This window comes from Pullulanibacillus sp. KACC 23026 (genome assembly GCF_029094525.1).
Lineage (GTDB): Bacteria > Bacillota > Bacilli > Bacillales > Sporolactobacillaceae > KACC-23026.
Window position 1 is genome coordinate 3,617,957 of the sequence record NZ_CP119107.1, and the last position, 16,577, is coordinate 3,634,533.

A 16,577-nucleotide genomic window follows, 5' to 3' on the forward strand; every position below is an offset into this window, starting at 1 on the left:
TCTTTAAAATGAAATGGGTTCACTATAGTGGGAGGTATCTGCATATAGGAGAATGTCAGATTCCTCTCCATCGAAATCAATAACGGTTAAGCATGTACTGTGGATGAACGGACCCTCCCACAATTTCTCTAGCGGGCGATTTTCAAAATAAGCCATGAGCGTCTTCAAAACGACCGCATGTGTGACAAGAAGAATGTCTCGATCCTTATTTTCTTGGAGAATGCTTTTCATTCTTGGAAGCACTCGATTTCTCAGATCATAAAAATCTTCCCCGTTTGCTGCTTTATATAAGTGGGGTTCTTGCCAAAAATGCTTTGAACGAATAGGGTCATGTCTTTCAATATCCGCCTTCAATTGACCTTCCCAATCACCGAGATCCATCTCTAGGAAATGCTCGTCTTGAATAATGGGGAGCTGGTGTTTCACATTTAATAGCGTTGCCGTCTTAAGCGCTCTTTCACTTGGACTCGATATCACGATATCGATCGATTTATTCTCAAGGCGAGAAGCAAGCTCCTCGGCCTGCCGTATGCCACGTTCTGTTAAGTGGGAATTAGCCCTGCCTTGCAGACGTTGTTCTCTATTCCATACTGTTTCACCATGACGGGTCAAATATAACCGTCCCATGCTTGTCACTCCTTCTTCTAATAAATATCAGGACAATACTCTATGATCATTTAACCCAAACCTTACTATACTTACATTTCGATAAAGCTATCCCCATTCCCTTCTCATGTCGAAAGGTCATTAGAATTAGAAAAGTGAAAGCGCCACAAGGTGGGAACAGATCTCGTCCAACAGTCGTCTAAAAAAAAGAACCCAAGAGGGGCTAAAAAGAACCTTGCCCCTTTTGGGTTCATTCATGGATGAATTGAATGATGGCTTCTGCAACTTCTTTAGGACGTTCTTCCGGAAGCAAGTGACCGGTTTCTTCAAAAACTTTCAATTCAGCCTGTTTCATTTCTTTTTTAAAACGTTCCCCAATCTCTAACGGAACAATTCGATCTTGTCTTCCCCATAACAATAGAACCGGCTGTTCAATCTCCCCAACTTCTGGTGTCGTCAAATCGCCTTCTCGATCTTGTATAAGTCTCGTCAAAGAGTGATAAAACGCCTTTTCTCTTAAAGGCTTTTTGTAACCTTCCATCATTTCCTCTGTAATTATAGAAGGGTCATGAGTCACATCCAAAAAAGTCTTCATAGCATTATACTTTTGAAAGTATAGTCTCAAGAAGAAAGGAAAAAAAGGAATTTTAGTCGCCATTCTTAGCTGTTTTTTTACCGGCCCCATATAACCTGCAGCCGATAAACCGATTACTTTTTCCACCCGCTTAGGGTCCTTTCTAGCGGCACGAAAGCAAATCTGGCCCCCCATCGAATGCCCGACCAATATGACATGATCTCTATTAAAATAAGTTAAAATGGCAAGCAAAGTTTCCGCATAATTATCCAGGGAATGCTCGTAGTGTTTCGATTTTTCACTTTTGCCAAAGCCAGGCAAATCTATGGATAGAATGGAGAAGTGAGGCTCTAAGTAAGGAATAAGGTCTCTAAAGCTAAATAACGAAGAGAGGTACCCATGTACAAGAAGTAAGGTGGGATGTTGACCATCTAACGGCTTTCCCTTCACTTCATAATATATGTTAACATCCTTTATTTTAATATAAGGGGACATATCCTACACCCTTTCTATATCCATTTATGACATAAACAGTTTATATGTATTATTAGTATTAAATATCCAGTGAGGTGGTGTAAGACCACTTTCCATTATTTTCTGTCTCACCCTGTACATCCGAATGAACAAAAGGGGAAGTTTAATCTTATGGGAGTGATAAGGATGACAAAATCAACCGCTTTTCAAAATAAAGGAATGGATCATCAAAGCCTCAATTCTGACCAACTTAAATACGAGATAGCAAAAGAGCATCATATTCCCTTAAAAAAGGGGGACAATGGGAACCTGACCGCTAAACAGGCTGGGACCGTCGGAGGGCATATTGGCGGCCCAATGGTTCATGAACTCATTAAGCGAGCTAAACAACAGCTTTCGACCTCAAACAAAACCGATTAGGCATTTGGGAAAACTTTAGTTTTAACCACCTGATTATTCACTTTTAAATAAGCCTATTTTCCCAAAGTCCATCTAATATATAGATGTTATAATAAGTCAGGTAGTAGATTTTTTCGACATTATTAAGCTTTTATTTTGTTACATTCTCTTACCCTTATGTTTGCCAGGATGCTTATCCTGGCTTTTTTTATTGGATAAAAAGAATCCGATCCCTTTTTTCTAGACGGGTCGGATTCAATTTAAATGAAAGCTTAAATTTATTGCATCAAGAGAGCCATCATTTCTTTATAACGCGATTTGACTTCCTCAAGAGTCAGTGGAAAAGAACTTGTAATCTGATAGAACAGTTCATCATCATAACGAAGCCAAACCCCAAACTCCCTCTTAATGGCTCTTTCTGCGTCTGAAAATTGATTAAAGGTCTGCCCCCATTTCTTGCCTTGGTACAGGACCTCCCACTGATTGACTCCCAATTTCCGAATAAACAGTTTGTCTCCCTTACGATTCGCGTAACAGGTTCCAAATTCGGATTCTTTCTGGTTAAACTCATTTCGCTCAGGATCTGGTTTAATCGGTGCCATAGAAAAGGTTTCTTGCATGAAGGTCTTAAAGGCCGCCTCCGTCAGTTCAGCACCAGATGCTTTCGGGTGACCGCCGCCGCCATATTTAGAGGCGAGTACAGATACATCGATGGCATCATGAATGGTACGAAAACTTAACCCTTTAGTCCCAGGATTGACCATTGTAATCAAATCTAAATGCGGATAAGCTTCATTCAATAAATTTCCTAATTCCGATTGATACTGTTCCGCATAAACCACTCCGACACAGTAATTGTCGATTGTCGTCTGAACAACTTGTCTTTTCTTAGAATTAATGTACCGGTCTACTTTCTTCTCTTCTACACGCAACAAGGTTTCTTCTGTATCACTAAAGGAGAAGGAGACCGTTTCATTGGTCAAACGTGTCACCATTTCCGCTTCAAAAAGCTCACGGCCAATCAGTCCATACAAGCTATTCAGTTGTTTAGCTTGATAAGTCCCTCTTTCATCCCATTCCCAAGTGTCGTATTGACGTACCCAATCAATATAAGTATCAAGTGCTTCTGTTTCCCCTAATTTATTATTGGTCTTTAAATCTTCATAGAAAAGTGACGCAGCCGATGTCTTTCTCCCCGTTATATCTTCAGGCTTTACATCTGCCCAAGAAAACTCATTTAGAAACAGAGCTGTTCCGTGGTGATCAATTAATTTAACAGCCTGGCCCTTTTTAACCGCATCATTAACGAGCTTAGCTACCTCAGGGCTTACTGATAAATCCGTAATGATGAGTTTCGTGCTGTCCTCAATCTTTTGGAGTGTCTCTTTCACACGTTGGTCGACCCATCTTGGCGTTGTGTAGAGAACCTCTGCCGCTTCATTAAACGCCAACTTTGCAAGTATGCCGCAAGAAACGCCGTCAAGATCACTGTCCGTAATAAGTTTGATCATCTCTATATCCTCCTAATTATAAAGGGCAGCTTAAAGCCCTTTTTGAGCAATCGTATATGTATTGGCATCTTCAATCAACCTCTGCACCGCCCTAGTATAAATCAATCCTAACAGCTCTAAACGTCTGACGCACGTCTTCGAAACTTAAGTTCTCCTTATTATGACCTTCTTTTACAATTTATTTTATCATCAATGTAGTGAAGCAACCCTTCTTCATTTGGTTTTTAACTTATTTCCGCTATACTAATGATGAGTATGTATAAAGGAGCTTATTATGAAATCACTGATTCTTGCTGAAAAACCAAGCGTTGCACGAGAAATGGCCCGCGTGCTTGGACTTAAAGATAAACATAAACATTATATTGAAGGACCGAATTACGTTGTTACTTGGGCCCTTGGGCATCTTCTCGAGTTGAAAATGCCAGAGGATTATGATAAAGCTTATCAAACATGGAAGATGGAGGATTTGCCTATTATCCCTAAACACATGGGGATTAAAGTGATTAAACAGACCGCCCATCACTTTAAAGGCATTGAACAACTTGCAAAGCGTGATGATCTAAAAGAACTCATTATCGCAACGGATGCCGGGCGAGAGGGAGAATTAGTTGCCCGTTGGATTATTAAAAGACTTCGTTGGACGAAGCCGCTTAAACGATTGTGGATTTCCTCCCAAACGGATCAAGCCATTCGAGAGGGATTTCGCACGCTCAAACCAGCCGGGAATTACGAGTCGCTTTATGAAAGCGCCGTTTGCCGAGCAGAAGCGGACTGGCTAATCGGTTTAAACGTAACGCGTGCCCTGACGACCAAATACAATGATCCTTTATCGGCAGGACGCGTGCAAACACCAACACTTGCTATGATTGTTGATCGGGAGAAGAAGATATTAGGATTTGTTCCAAAACCCTATTGGTCTCTCAAAGCGCAGATTGGACCTGTTACAGCCGTTTTCGAGCGTGATGGTGAAAAGCGTTTGTTTAATGAAGCGGAAGCGCATGAGCTAGAAGAAAAATTGAAAAACCAATCCGCTCAGCTTACGACTCTAAAATCTCAAATAAAAAAAGAAGCCCAGCCGCTTCCTTATGACCTGACCGACTTACAACGAGATGCCAACATTCGGTTTGGATTTTCAGCAAAGAAAACCTTAAACGTGCTTCAAGGTCTTTATGAACATCATAAAATCGTCACCTACCCGCGCACGGATTCCCGCTACCTGACCGAAGACATGAGAAGCACAATGGGCGACCGGTTAAAAGCCGTTGCCCATGCTTACAAAGAAGAAGCGCAGCCTCTCCTTCGAAATAAAGGCGGCCGCGTTCAAGCAGAGCGGGTCTTTAATAATTCAAGAGTAACGGATCATCATGCCATTATTCCAACAGAAGAACCTGCCTTTTTACGCGATCTCACAAGCGATGAAGCGAAACTTTATGAGTTGATCGTCCGCCGCTTCCTTGCCCTTTTCATGAGTCCTTATCAGTATAAAAGCTATCAAGCCGTCTTTACTTGTCAATCGGAAACCTTTACCGCAAGTGAAACTGAAACCGTGGACTTAGGCTATAGACGCGTGACTCATCCACAAGAGTCTGTGAAACAAGCTGGGTTCTCAGAGTTAAAAGAGGGTAAAACGTACACCATTCAAAATCTCTCTCTGTCCTCTCATACAACCGAACCTCCATCACGCCTCTCTGAAGCGGACCTTCTTAAGCGGATGGAGAAATATGGATTAGGGACACCCGCAACAAGAGCAGAAATTATTGAACGGCTCATCCAAAACCAATCGATCGATCGAAGGAATGGAAGACTGTTTCCAACCCCAAAAGGCAAACAATTAATTGATTTAGTGAATGAGGATCTCAAATCGCCAAAACTGACAGCGAAATGGGAACGCGAACTCGAATCGATTGCCCGCGGTAAAGGGAACCGAGCTGATTTCATGGCCAATATTCTGGAACAAACCAAGAAATTGATCAATGAAGTCAAAAACAGTGATCAGCACTACCGGGCGCATAACTTAACAGGCTCAAAATGCCCGGAATGCGGGGAATTAATGAAGGAAGTCAAAGGAAAAGATGGCCGCATTCTTGTTTGTTCGAACCAAGAATGCCGCTATCGTCGCCGAAAGGATCCCAAGCTTTCGAATCGCCGGTGTCCAACTTGCCATAAAAAAATGGAAATTCATAATGGAAAGGCCGGAACTTACTTCCAATGCCGCACTTGTAATATCGTCGAAAAAGCAACTGACAAAAAGAAAAATGTCTCCAAACATGAAGCGCGAAAGCTTCTCAAAAAGTACAGCCCTGATGATGGCGGACTTGGAAATCCATTAGCCGATGCCCTTAAAGCCGCTATGGAAACCAAAGATGAGTAACAAAGTGGAAGCTTCCTAACCTTTTTCTAAATGAGAGCGCTCCATGCAAGCTTGTCCTAAAGAAAGCTTGCTACTTGCGTTTTGCTTGAAAACTCGGGAGACAACAGTTGGCCCCCCCCATCTTCTAAAAACAACTAAAACAAAAAGGTCGATTGGTTTCCCGCTTAAGGGATTCAGATCGGCCTTTTTGAATCTACCATAATTTCAAATAAAGCTCTGGTTCGACAAGATCGGTGTCAACAGGGCAGCTCGATACATTTCGACCGTACTGCCATCCCCACACATTTCCTCCACAAGGCGGCACGATCGGTTTATACGCCGGCTTACGGTTGGCTGGCGTCTCACCGGGTTCCGGCTGAGCACTCCATAAAATCGTATGAGATTTGATTTTCTTGTTAGTCCCAATCGCCTCGCAAAAAGCCTGCATAAAGTTTCCTTCTTCAGAGTCGAAATAATAAGCAGGTTGGTAGGGCGATCGGTAGAAAGCCTCAAACCAGCCGTTTAACCAATTCGCATCAACATCAAAGAATTTCTCAACATTAGCAAAAATAGGTGCCCCTTTTGGAACCTCTAACCGGTTGGCATAGTAAATAGCGTTTTGAGCCTCTACGGATCCCTTCCTATAGCCAACAGCCGATTGAAAACTGCTGTAAATGGGTAAAATTTTTGTCCCTCTACTATGGATTCTTTTAATTTCTTCAGCAGTTAGCCCATCTGCCGACCCTTGTACCGTCTTCAAATACCTCCCCCAAAAGGCAGGTTTTCCTAAATTCTCCATTACACAGTTGTATAAATGAGTTGTAACCGGAGCAGCCGAATCCACTCCCCAATAAGTCGCCAAGCGTCCCAGCCCCTTGATGATTGTTATACACCTTCAATCATTATATTGAGAGCCTAGGGAAAAGTGACGATTGTCAGGTCTACTAAGATTTAGCAGAGGATCACTTTACTTAAACTATTTATTAGAATAGGCAGCGCACGATTAAACACAGGGCTATAAGAACCCTGCGTTTATCTCTGTTAACTTCTATTAACCTCTTTTGACTAGACGATCGGTGTAAGCTAACCTCGCCCCCTCATAAATGGCTCGCTTAGCATCTAATTCCCCTGCATATCTTGCTCCCCCAATTTTAGTAAACAAATCATTAGAGGCAACCCATGCATTAGACTCCTGTCCCGCTGCCAAGACGATGGTATCTGCTTTAAGCAGAAGCGATTCAGTTTCTCTTCCTTCTGTTAAACGATTGATCCAAATGCCTTCAGAAGTAATTTCGCGATATCTAAGCTGAGTTAAAAATTGAACGCCATTCTCCCGAAGATGCTGAAGCAAGGCCCATTTGGTGGTTTTACCAAGGCCGTCACCCATTCGTCCATTTCGGCGCAACATCTTAATATCGGTTATTCCTTTATCAATTAAATAATGGGCCACATCACACCCAATACCGCCTGCACCAATAATGACCACTCGATTTCCTGGATTCTTAACCCCGCTTAAAAGTTCTGCGTACGTCATAACATTTGGGCCTTCAATCCCTTTTATAGTTGGGATTCTAGGGGTAACGCCAACCGCTACCACGACTTGATCAAATTTTCCATGTCGTGATAACGTCTCCTCTGTAACCTCTGTATTCAATCGAATCGAAACCCCTAGCCGCTCAAGTTCAGTTTCATAATAGCGAAGCGTTTCAGCAAACTCTTCCTTCCCCGGGATTTCTTTTGCAAGCAGCAGTTGACCGCCAATACGGGAGTTTGCTTCAAAAAGAGTGAGATGATGGCCAGCTGAAGCGAGTGAACGCGCTGCTTCTAAGCCTGCCACGCCACCGCCAATAACCCCCACTCGTCTAGGCACACTTACCCTTTCAAGCAACCAGTGATGTTCGCGACCCGCCCGAGGATTGACCAGGCAGGAGGCCGGTTTCCCTTCAAAAACATGATCGAGACAGGCTTGATTGCAAGCGACACATGTATTAATACGATCCGTCTCGCCCGCCGCCGCTTTTTGCAGCAGCTCGGGGTCTGCTAAAAAAGGCCGCGCCATGGAAACGAGGTCACACTTTTCTTCCTTTAAAAGCCGGTTGGCCACCGCTGGATCATTAATTCGATTGCTTCCGACAACTGGAATCTCGACAACTTGTTTGATCGCTTGAGCATAATCAATGAAACCTGCTCTAGGAACCATTGTCGAGATCGTCGGCACCGCCGATTCATGCCAGCCAATCCCAATATTCAGAGCATCCACACCCGCCGCTTCAAAGCGCTGCGCCATCTCCAATGTTTCTTCATCCGTGCTGCTTCCTGGAATAAGATCAATCCCCGACATTCTGAAAATAACTGGATAATCTGGACCCACCTTTCTGCGAATCTCTCGTATAACCGCAAGAGGAAAGGCTAAGCGTTTCTCAAAACTGCCACCCCAGTCGTCTTCACGCTGATTCGTCACGGGAGATAAGAATTGATTGATCAGATACCCTTCCGACCCCATAATTTCTAGGGCATCAAAGCCGATCGACTGAGCTTGTTTGGCGGATTCAGCGAAGGCCTCAATCGTGCGAAAAATCCCCTCCTCTGTTAAAGCAATCGGTGTATGGCGATGAATGGGGGAACGAATCGCAGAAGGAGCCACCGCTTGAATGCCGCGAGAAGGGTCAAGCACGGCATAACGCCCTGCATGAAATAGCTGTGCAGCCAATCGTCCACCAACCTCATGCACGGCATTCACGACAGATCTGAGCACCTCACAATCCTCTTCACGATAGAAACCTAAGAAATGATTCCCTCCCTCGCCTTCCTCAATGACTGCCACTCCTCCTGTTACAATCAGTCCAGGACCACCTGATTTCGCGCGAGTTTGATAGAACACTTCGAGCGCCTTTGCACCGTCCTCTACACCTTCTAACCCAACATGCATGGAACCCATCATAACTCTATTTGGAAGCTCAAGGCTGCCAATTTTTATTGGTTTAAAAAGATGATCAAATGTCACACCGCTAGCCTCCTCTATTGGGCGCTGCCCCTTGTATGCGTTTTCTATTTCTATCGTAGGCTAATTTTATTAAACAATCAATCAGAAAAATGGAAACTTTTAAGAAATGTGGCGTTAACCATTTGCAGCCATTCACACAATCTTATTTAGAAAAAAAGACCGAGGAGGCTCACAGATTGCCCGCGGAAAGCGAGCTTATTGGAATCTAAAAAACAAGTTTACGAAAACAGCCAAAAAAAAGAAAAACGACCTTCAATTCCTAAGAATAAAAGTCGTTTCTTGATTCGTGAGCTTGTTAAACATTTACAACAAAACGAGCCTGACTGTGGCCTTCTTTATTTTTCTTCACTTCAAGCAAAGCGGGGATCGCGGTTTTAAGTTCTTGCACGTGTGAGATCACACCAATCATCCGGCCCGATTTTTGTAAATCAATCAAAGCATCGATCGCCTTGTTTAACGATTCTTCATCAAGTGAGCCAAAGCCTTCGTCGATGAACATCGTTTCTATAGAAACACCGCCCTTATAGGCCTGAATCACATCAGCCATTCCAAGTGCTAAAGAAAGCGAGGCATTAAATTTCTCACCGCCTGATAAGGATTTAACATCGCGTGTCTGACCTGTATAAGCATCATACACGTCCAGCCCAAGACCGCTTGGCCGATTGTTTTTCTCAATCCGTTCACTTCGAATCAGATGGAATTGACCATTTGAAAGCTTCTGAAGACGAAGATTCGCATGCTGAATAATTTGTTCTAAATATTCAATTTGTAAATAACGCTCCAGCGAGAGGGACTTCGTATTATGGCCTCTGATCACATCATAGAGATCTTGAATCGTCGAGAGTTGATTCTCAACCGCTTCAAGACGGCTCCGCTGCTCCAAAAGGTTCTGACCAATGGATAAGACCCGCTGTTTGAGTTGCCGATATTGATCCCTTTCTGCCTGAACCCGGTCCTTTTGGCTCTTCTTCTCTTGAAGAGATTGTCTTAATGCCTCCAGGTCGGATGGTTCTTTATTCGCTAATGTTTGTTCGAGGTCAAGAACTTGTTGCCGGACCCGTTGTAAGTTCTCCCGATAGCTTTTTAGCTCTTCTGATAAACGGCTGAGCCTTTCATCCGAAAGCGTTGCCTTTTGATAAGCCTCTTCCGTTTCAAACCCGGCTAATAGCCTTTGATCATCGAATGTCTGCTGAGCATTCTTCAATTTCTCCTCAGCTTCAGCTTTTTGCTCAGTTGCACTTTCTAAACGGGTCACTTGGGCAGTAAACGCTGATTGCACTTCCTGCAATCGCTCCTGAGCTTTTTTCCAAATCATTTCGAGTCGCTCAGCTTCCGTTTTTACTTGTCGCAAATGGTGATCAAAGGTTGTCCAATCTCTTAATGATTCGGGAATTTGCTTAAGCGTTTCTTCGTAGATCGCTTTTTCCTTCTCATAGATCAACTGAGATTTAGCATGATGATCTGAGGCCATTGCTAACTGGTCTCTCATCTGTTTTAGAGCATATGTCCGTCGGTCATGGTCCTCTTTTAAAAGTTGCAGCTGCTCTTCAACCTGTTTCATCTTGTCCACAATCTGCCGTTGTTCTTTCCCTTTTTCAACCAATTGACTAAAGGCTTGATCCAGGTCAGAACTACTGACATTTGCCGCTTCAAGTTCCGTTTGCACCTGCGTCCATTGTTCGTTTAAAGTAGAGAGCCTTCCGACCATTTTTTGCAGCTCGCTCTCTTCCTCCTGGGAAACTTGCCGCGCACGCTCTAATTCTTCGCGCGAAGGTAAATAACTCGCTGGAATGGCTTTATTTGGATGTTCAAGGCTTCCGCAAACAGGACAAGCTTCTCCAGAATGAAGGTGTTGGGCGAGAAAGCTTGCCTGTGAGTCAATCCAAACCTTCTCGATCTGAATCATCGTCTCTCTAGCGCGCATGCTTTCCTTATACTTCGCTTCTTTTTCTGACTGTAAGAGATGAAGCGAGGCGCTCAACTGTTTGGCCAGTTTAATTAGCTTGATCTGCTCTCTATAATTCGTTAAAAGAGACTCCTCTTGAGCTCTAGTTTTAACAAAAGCTTCTTGTTCACGTATCTGAAGGGTGATCTTCTCAAGCTCTGTTTCTTGTTTGGTCACTTGCGGCTTAAGCTCTGTCAATGATTTCAATGACGCTTCAGCTTTTTGTTCAAGACCCGCTAACACCTGCCGCTTTTCATTAAGCTGTTTGACCTTTGGCAAGAGATCGGTCAACCGGGTTAGGTCAGACTTTAGCTGCTCCCGAAGCGGCTGATCACGCTCCAACTCCGCAAACGCTCCCTGCGCCTGTTCTAGATCAGCCTTGATAGCCTCTAGGCGGGACTTGGCCAAAGCAAGGGCTTCCTGCTTCTCCTTTGCCTCTTGTTTTGCAGTCAGTAAATAGGTTTCATACACTTTTAGGCGCGAAGCCTTTTCAGCGAGTTCTCGTGTTTCTTCCAATTCCTTATAGGTTGACTCTTTCGCTTCAAGACCCGCTTTTTCTTTTCGCAATTCATCAAGACGAACAAATTGGTTGTGCAGCACTTCTGCCGTGTGCAGGCGTTCCAACTGCTGATTATAGACACCGTCCGCTTTTTCAAAAGCCTCTTCTAGCTCGAGCACCTTATCCACGTAAAAATTCGCTTCCAACTCTAAAGCTTCGGAAACTTGCTGACTATTATAATGTTCCCGTCCCATCACCTCTGTCAGCATCGAATGCTCTCGTTCTGGCAATTCCTTCTTAATAAAATCATACAGTCTCTTTAAAGACAGACTCTCTTGATCATAGGATCGCTTGACATCGCTTCGTTTTTCACGCAACCGTTCTTCCATCCATTGATAGGGTTCTGTCCGAAAGATCCGCCGCAGAATCGCTTCTTTATTTTCCGTTTCCGAGGTTAAGAGTTTGCGAAATTCACCTTGAGGAAGCATCACGATTTGAGAAAATTGATCTTTTGTAAGGCCAAGGATCGCTTCAAGCTTCTTATTTACCTCTGTCACAATCATCCGATCGACAATTGGCAGTTCTTCCTCACCGATTATTTGATACAGTTCATGTTTGGCACCTGTTGGACTTTTATTGCCTTCCTTGACGTGCGGGAGCTGACGAAACACCCGATAGGTCTCGTTCTTCAGCTGAAAAATCAGTTCGACTGATGTATAGTCCTCATCATCGGCGTAATGACTCCTGAGAAGGGACAAATCCTTGCGATCTTCACCACTTGCCTGTCCATAAAGAGCCACACAAACAGCATCAAAAATGGTGGTTTTTCCTGCTCCAGTATTACCTGAAATAAGGAAGAGTCCCATCTCTTTGAGCTCCCGAAAATCAATCACCTGTGTCTTCTTGTACGGACCGAAAGCAGTAAGCGTCAGTTTGATAGGTCTCATACCAATTCCACCTCTTTCTTCCGCACGTCATCAAGCACTTCGATAAATAAGGCTTCAGCTTCTTCCTTTGGCGCCTCTCCTGTTACTTCTTTATAAAAAGCTTTAAAAAGCTCCTGATCGGTCAATGTCTGCCTGCCTTGAATCCCATCTACCGTTTGCGTGGCAATAGGCTGAGAAAGAATCCGTTCCACATGCATCGCGTTAGGATAGACAGAGCGAATTTTTTCCATAGGTGCTAAAATCGGTGTTTCATCCAATAATCGGACAAACACATAATCCTCGCTCATCTTTCCTTTTAAAAGATCATCTAGCTTTCCTTCAACCGTCCGCATCTCATGTTTTGGCTTAAGCGAGCGATGCTCAACCGTCACCTGCCCGTCCTGGTCCAATTCAACCACTAAATAGCCTTTATTATGATGCTCCTCAGAGATGGAATATTTTAAAGGCGAGCCTGAGTAACGAATGGTCGGATTCCCTACATAATGAGCTTGGTGCAAATGTCCGAGAGCCGTATAATGAAAGGACTTAAACAGTTCTGCACTGACATGTTCGGCTCCGCCAATTGAGAGTGGGCGCTCCGAATCACTTGTGTTAGGCTCAGACTCACCACTCGCCGTAACAAAGGCATGTCCGACTAAAATATGTCGCGCCTTTGGATCAAGGCGCTCCTCTATTTGTTCAATCAAAGCGGACATGGCCTCTTGATGGCTATGAATCTCTTCATTTTCTAATAAATGCCGAATGACCGCCGGTTCCGCATAAGGGATTTGATGCACATGTACCTCTCCGTACTGATCTTGTAAAATGACAGGCTCAAGGGATGGCTTGAGTTGGCCCATCAGATAGAGGCCGTTTGAGGCCATCAGCTGCGTTGCAAAATCAAGGCGGCCGGGACTGTCATGATTACCCGCAATCGCAATAACGGGTGTCTTTAGATCCATGACTAACGTGCGTAACCGATCATCAAGCAATTCAACCGCGTCCGTCGGCGGTACTGCCCGATCATAGAGGTCCCCGGCAATAATAACCGCATCCGGACGTTCGGCCTCTACCGCTTCTACAAATTGATCAAGGACATATCGCTGATCATCTGTCATATAAACGCCGTGAACAAGTTTTCCTAAATGCCAATCCGCCGTATGGAAAAACTTCATTTATAACCCTCCTCGAAACTTATCACTATGACTCTATTATATAGGAAATAAACGTAGAGCAGAAAGGAGAATCCTGGCAAGACAGACTAACTTTGACTTCACAAAAATAGAACGGCTGTTACGGAGTATTCTCGTTACCTCTAACCTTAAAATTCCTCCCAAACAGACGAAATAGCGAATCCTCGTTCCCTCTAAAACTCACAAACGTAACGAGGATTCACTATCCAGCAAAGAAAAAGCCGCTCCCTCAAAGGGAGCGGCTCTTATTTTATTTCATTGAAAAGGTGGCATCGGACACTATGGGGTGGTTCGTTGTGACAACGAGATTATTGACGGCGCTGAATAGGGCTTTAACAGAGGCATTCATAATATCCGCATCGATGCCAGCCCCCCAATGGATTTGCCCGTTTTCGTCTGTAATCCCAACATAAGAAACCGCATTAGATTTTGACCCGATTTCTTGGGCATGCTCACGATACACAAGATCTGAATAAGTTATATCAAACTTGGTTTGAAGCGCGTTGCTGATGGCGTCAAGACGACCATTGCCAACACCCGTAATTTCATCGACTTCCTCATGAATTTTAATCGTTAAGAAGGTTTGATAATCATCTGACTTTTTAAAACGGAAATTGAGAAACTCAATAGGTGATTGCTTATTGACATAACTCTTAACAAAAATATCATAGATCTCAGTGATCATAAGTTCTTTATTCTCGTGGTCAGAAACCTGTTTGACACGGTAGCCAAAGTTTTCACGCATTTTCGGCGGAAGATCATAACCGTATTGCTGTTCAAGTAAGTAACCAATCCCGCCTTTACCCGATTGGCTGTTAATTCGAATGATATCCCCTTCATACTCACGCCCAATATCTAGCGGGTCAATGACAATATATGGAACCTTCCATTTTTCATCAGGGTGATCCTCACGCCATTTAAAGCCCTTCGCAATGGCATCCTGATGTGAACCAGAAAAGGCGGTAAACACGAGCTTCCCTCCATAGGGATGGCGTTCATGAACGGTCATTTTCGTCAAGCGCTCATAAACGGCTAGAATACTTGGGATATCCTCAAAATCCAATTGCGGATCCACCCCGTGAGAATAGAGGTTCAAGGCAAGTGTAACGATATCAACATTTCCCGTTCGCTCACCGTTGCCAAATAAAGTTCCTTCAATTCTCTGACCGCCGGCAAGTAAAGCGAGCTCCGAATCAGCAACCCCTGTCCCTCTGTCATTATGGGGATGAATGGACAAGATGACATGCTCACGCTTATTTAGATGGTCACTCATGTATTCAATCTGACTGGCGTACACATGAGGCAGCGATAAAGATACCGTGACCGGAAGATTAATGATGACTTTGTTTTCTTCAGTAGGCTGCCAAACATCAAGGACACGGTTACAAATCTCAAGGGCAAACTCAACTTCAGTTCCAGTGAAGCTTTCGGGGGAATATTGAAAAACGAAAGAGCCTTCCGTCTTCGCGGCATACTCCTGGACAAGTTTTGCCCCGCTCACCGCGATCTCGATAATGTCTTCCTTTGACTTTTGGAAGACCTGTTCGCGCTGTGCGACAGAAGTGGAATTATAAAGATGGACAATCGCACGCTTTGCCCCTCTTAATGCCTCGAATGTTTTCTCGATTATATGTTCCCTGGACTGGGTCAAAACCTGAATCGTCACATCATCTGGAATTAAATCCTGTTCGATGAGTGCCCGTAAGAAAGCAAACTCGGTCTCGGATGCAGCCGGAAAGCCTACTTCAATCTCTTTAAACCCAATATCTACCAGAAGCTGAAAATACTCTAACTTTTCTTGTAAAGTTAGAGGGACAACAAGTGCCTGATTCCCGTCACGAAGGTCCACACTGCACCAGGTTGGCGCTTCTGTAATGTACTCCTTTTGAGCCCATTTCAAGCTCTCGACTGGCGGCATAAAATAGCTTCTTGAATATTTTTCCACATTTTTCATTCAAATCCACCCTTTCCCTTGATCCGTTTTTTAACCCTTGTTCTTAGGCTATAAAAATAAAAAGCCCATCATCCCATAAGAGACGACAGACTTTAACCGACGTGGTACCACTCTTTTTGATCGTTCACTGAACCGATCCACTTTAAGGACTGATTACGGATGCCATCCGTTAAGACCTGCTTGTTGCTCAGTCTTACCACTCCTGGGTGAGTTGGGGCGATTATTGACTGTCTTGCACCAACCGACAGCTCTCTAAACAATAATAGAACCTTAGTACTCCCAATCATCGTGTTTAATCATTTTAAATTTTCACTTATTATATGGTGTTTTTTTAATGCAGTCAACCCCATTTTTTTGTGAAAATTAATCATGAAAGCGTTTTTTATTAATTCCTGTAACGCATTAAAGCTTGGAAATTATTTTATTTTTTTAAGAATTAAATCTATCCAAAAAAAGAGCCTGGGACAATACTAAACGAACTGACTTAACTTACAAATGAAAAACCGAACCCATCACGTTAATCTGTGATAAGATCGGTTTTTTTTCGATTCGTCAACTACGTCTGTCCCAGCCTCAGCAGATGACTTTTTTTGATCAATAGGCTCGCTTGAAGAACAAAATCGCTAATGCCGCGACTCCCTTCTTCCCAAGTATAGATTTGACCTATGAGTTTTTCTCGGACACTGTTTTTATGTTTAAACACTTAACAAAAATGGGTGGTTGTCTAACCAATGTGGAAAATCGTCCCGTTTTAACATAAGAAGCGTAACTAGGCTACGTTACTGGTCAACTTCCTGGGTAAAATGGGCCGTTCCAAGTTAAATAGAGAATGCTCGTTACGCCTAACGACTCAAATGGGCAATTGAGAGAGGGAATAGCGTATTCTCGTTACGCTCAAACGAAATAGGCGTAACGGCATTCTCTTATTTCGGCATTTCAGCCCAGTTTAACGGAGGTTAGCGTAGCCTTGTTACGCTCAATCAAAATAGGCGTAACGGCATTCTCTTATTTCGGCATTTCAGCCCAGTTTAACGGAGGTTAGCGTAGCCTCGTTACGCTCAATCAAAATAGGCGTAACGGCAGTCCTTTATTTCCGCATTTCAGCCCAGTTTAGCGGACGATAGCGAATCCTTGTTACGCTC

Annotated in this window: 10 protein-coding genes and 1 other annotated feature; of the genes, 2 read left to right on the forward strand and 8 right to left on the reverse strand. The window is 43.7% G+C overall.

Annotated features, from left to right (window positions below; translation table 11 throughout):
- Positions 1 to 3: 3 nt before the first annotated feature.
- A complete protein-coding gene (locus PU629_RS16790) occupies positions 4 to 627 on the reverse strand; it encodes a histidine phosphatase family protein (RefSeq protein ID WP_275281196.1) in 624 nt (207 codons plus the stop codon).
- Positions 628 to 856: 229 nt separating this feature from the next.
- Positions 857 to 1,675, reverse strand: a complete 819-nt coding sequence (locus PU629_RS16795) for an alpha/beta fold hydrolase (protein WP_275281197.1) — start codon at positions 1,673 to 1,675, stop codon at positions 857 to 859.
- Positions 1,676 to 1,840: 165 nt separating this feature from the next.
- On the opposite strand from PU629_RS16795, the gene PU629_RS16800 reads away from it, so the two are divergent.
- Positions 1,841 to 2,074, forward strand: a complete 234-nt coding sequence (locus PU629_RS16800) for an alpha/beta-type small acid-soluble spore protein (RefSeq protein ID WP_275281199.1) — start codon at positions 1,841 to 1,843, stop codon at positions 2,072 to 2,074.
- A 257-nt stretch (positions 2,075 to 2,331) separates the two neighbouring features.
- On the opposite strand, the gene PU629_RS16805 is transcribed toward PU629_RS16800, so the two are convergent.
- Positions 2,332 to 3,564, reverse strand: a complete 1,233-nt coding sequence (locus PU629_RS16805; RefSeq protein ID WP_275281200.1) for a DHH family phosphoesterase — start codon at positions 3,562 to 3,564, stop codon at positions 2,332 to 2,334.
- Between the two features lie 274 nt (positions 3,565 to 3,838).
- Between PU629_RS16805 and PU629_RS16810 the strand changes: the two genes are divergently transcribed.
- On the forward strand, positions 3,839 to 5,935 hold the full coding sequence (locus PU629_RS16810) for a DNA topoisomerase III (protein ID WP_275281201.1): 2,097 nt from the start codon (positions 3,839 to 3,841) through the stop codon (positions 5,933 to 5,935).
- Between the two features lie 193 nt (positions 5,936 to 6,128).
- Here PU629_RS16810 and PU629_RS16815 read toward each other — a convergent pair whose 3' ends face one another.
- From PU629_RS16815 to PU629_RS16835, 5 genes are all read right to left on the reverse strand, one after another.
- Entirely contained in the window at positions 6,129 to 6,776 is a 648-nt protein-coding gene (locus tag PU629_RS16815) for a glycoside hydrolase domain-containing protein (RefSeq protein WP_275281202.1), read from the reverse strand.
- A 189-nt stretch (positions 6,777 to 6,965) separates the two neighbouring features.
- Entirely contained in the window at positions 6,966 to 8,918 is a 1,953-nt protein-coding gene (locus PU629_RS16820) for an NADPH-dependent 2,4-dienoyl-CoA reductase (RefSeq protein ID WP_275281203.1), read from the reverse strand.
- Positions 8,919 to 9,213: 295 nt separating this feature from the next.
- The gene (locus PU629_RS16825; protein ID WP_275281204.1) at positions 9,214 to 12,309 is read right to left on the reverse strand and encodes an SbcC/MukB-like Walker B domain-containing protein; all 3,096 of its coding nucleotides are present in this window, start codon (positions 12,307 to 12,309) and stop codon (positions 9,214 to 9,216) included.
- The gene (locus PU629_RS16830) at positions 12,306 to 13,463 is read right to left on the reverse strand and encodes an exonuclease SbcCD subunit D (RefSeq protein ID WP_275281205.1); all 1,158 of its coding nucleotides are present in this window, start codon (positions 13,461 to 13,463) and stop codon (positions 12,306 to 12,308) included. The genes PU629_RS16825 and PU629_RS16830 overlap by 4 nt, the downstream gene beginning before the upstream one ends.
- A gap of 268 nt (positions 13,464 to 13,731) precedes the next feature.
- The gene (locus PU629_RS16835; protein ID WP_275281206.1) at positions 13,732 to 15,435 is read right to left on the reverse strand and encodes a 2-isopropylmalate synthase; all 1,704 of its coding nucleotides are present in this window, start codon (positions 15,433 to 15,435) and stop codon (positions 13,732 to 13,734) included.
- Positions 15,436 to 15,510: 75 nt separating this feature from the next.
- Positions 15,511 to 15,731 (reverse strand) — a binding site (T-box leader).
- Positions 15,732 to 16,577: the final 846 nt, after the last annotated feature.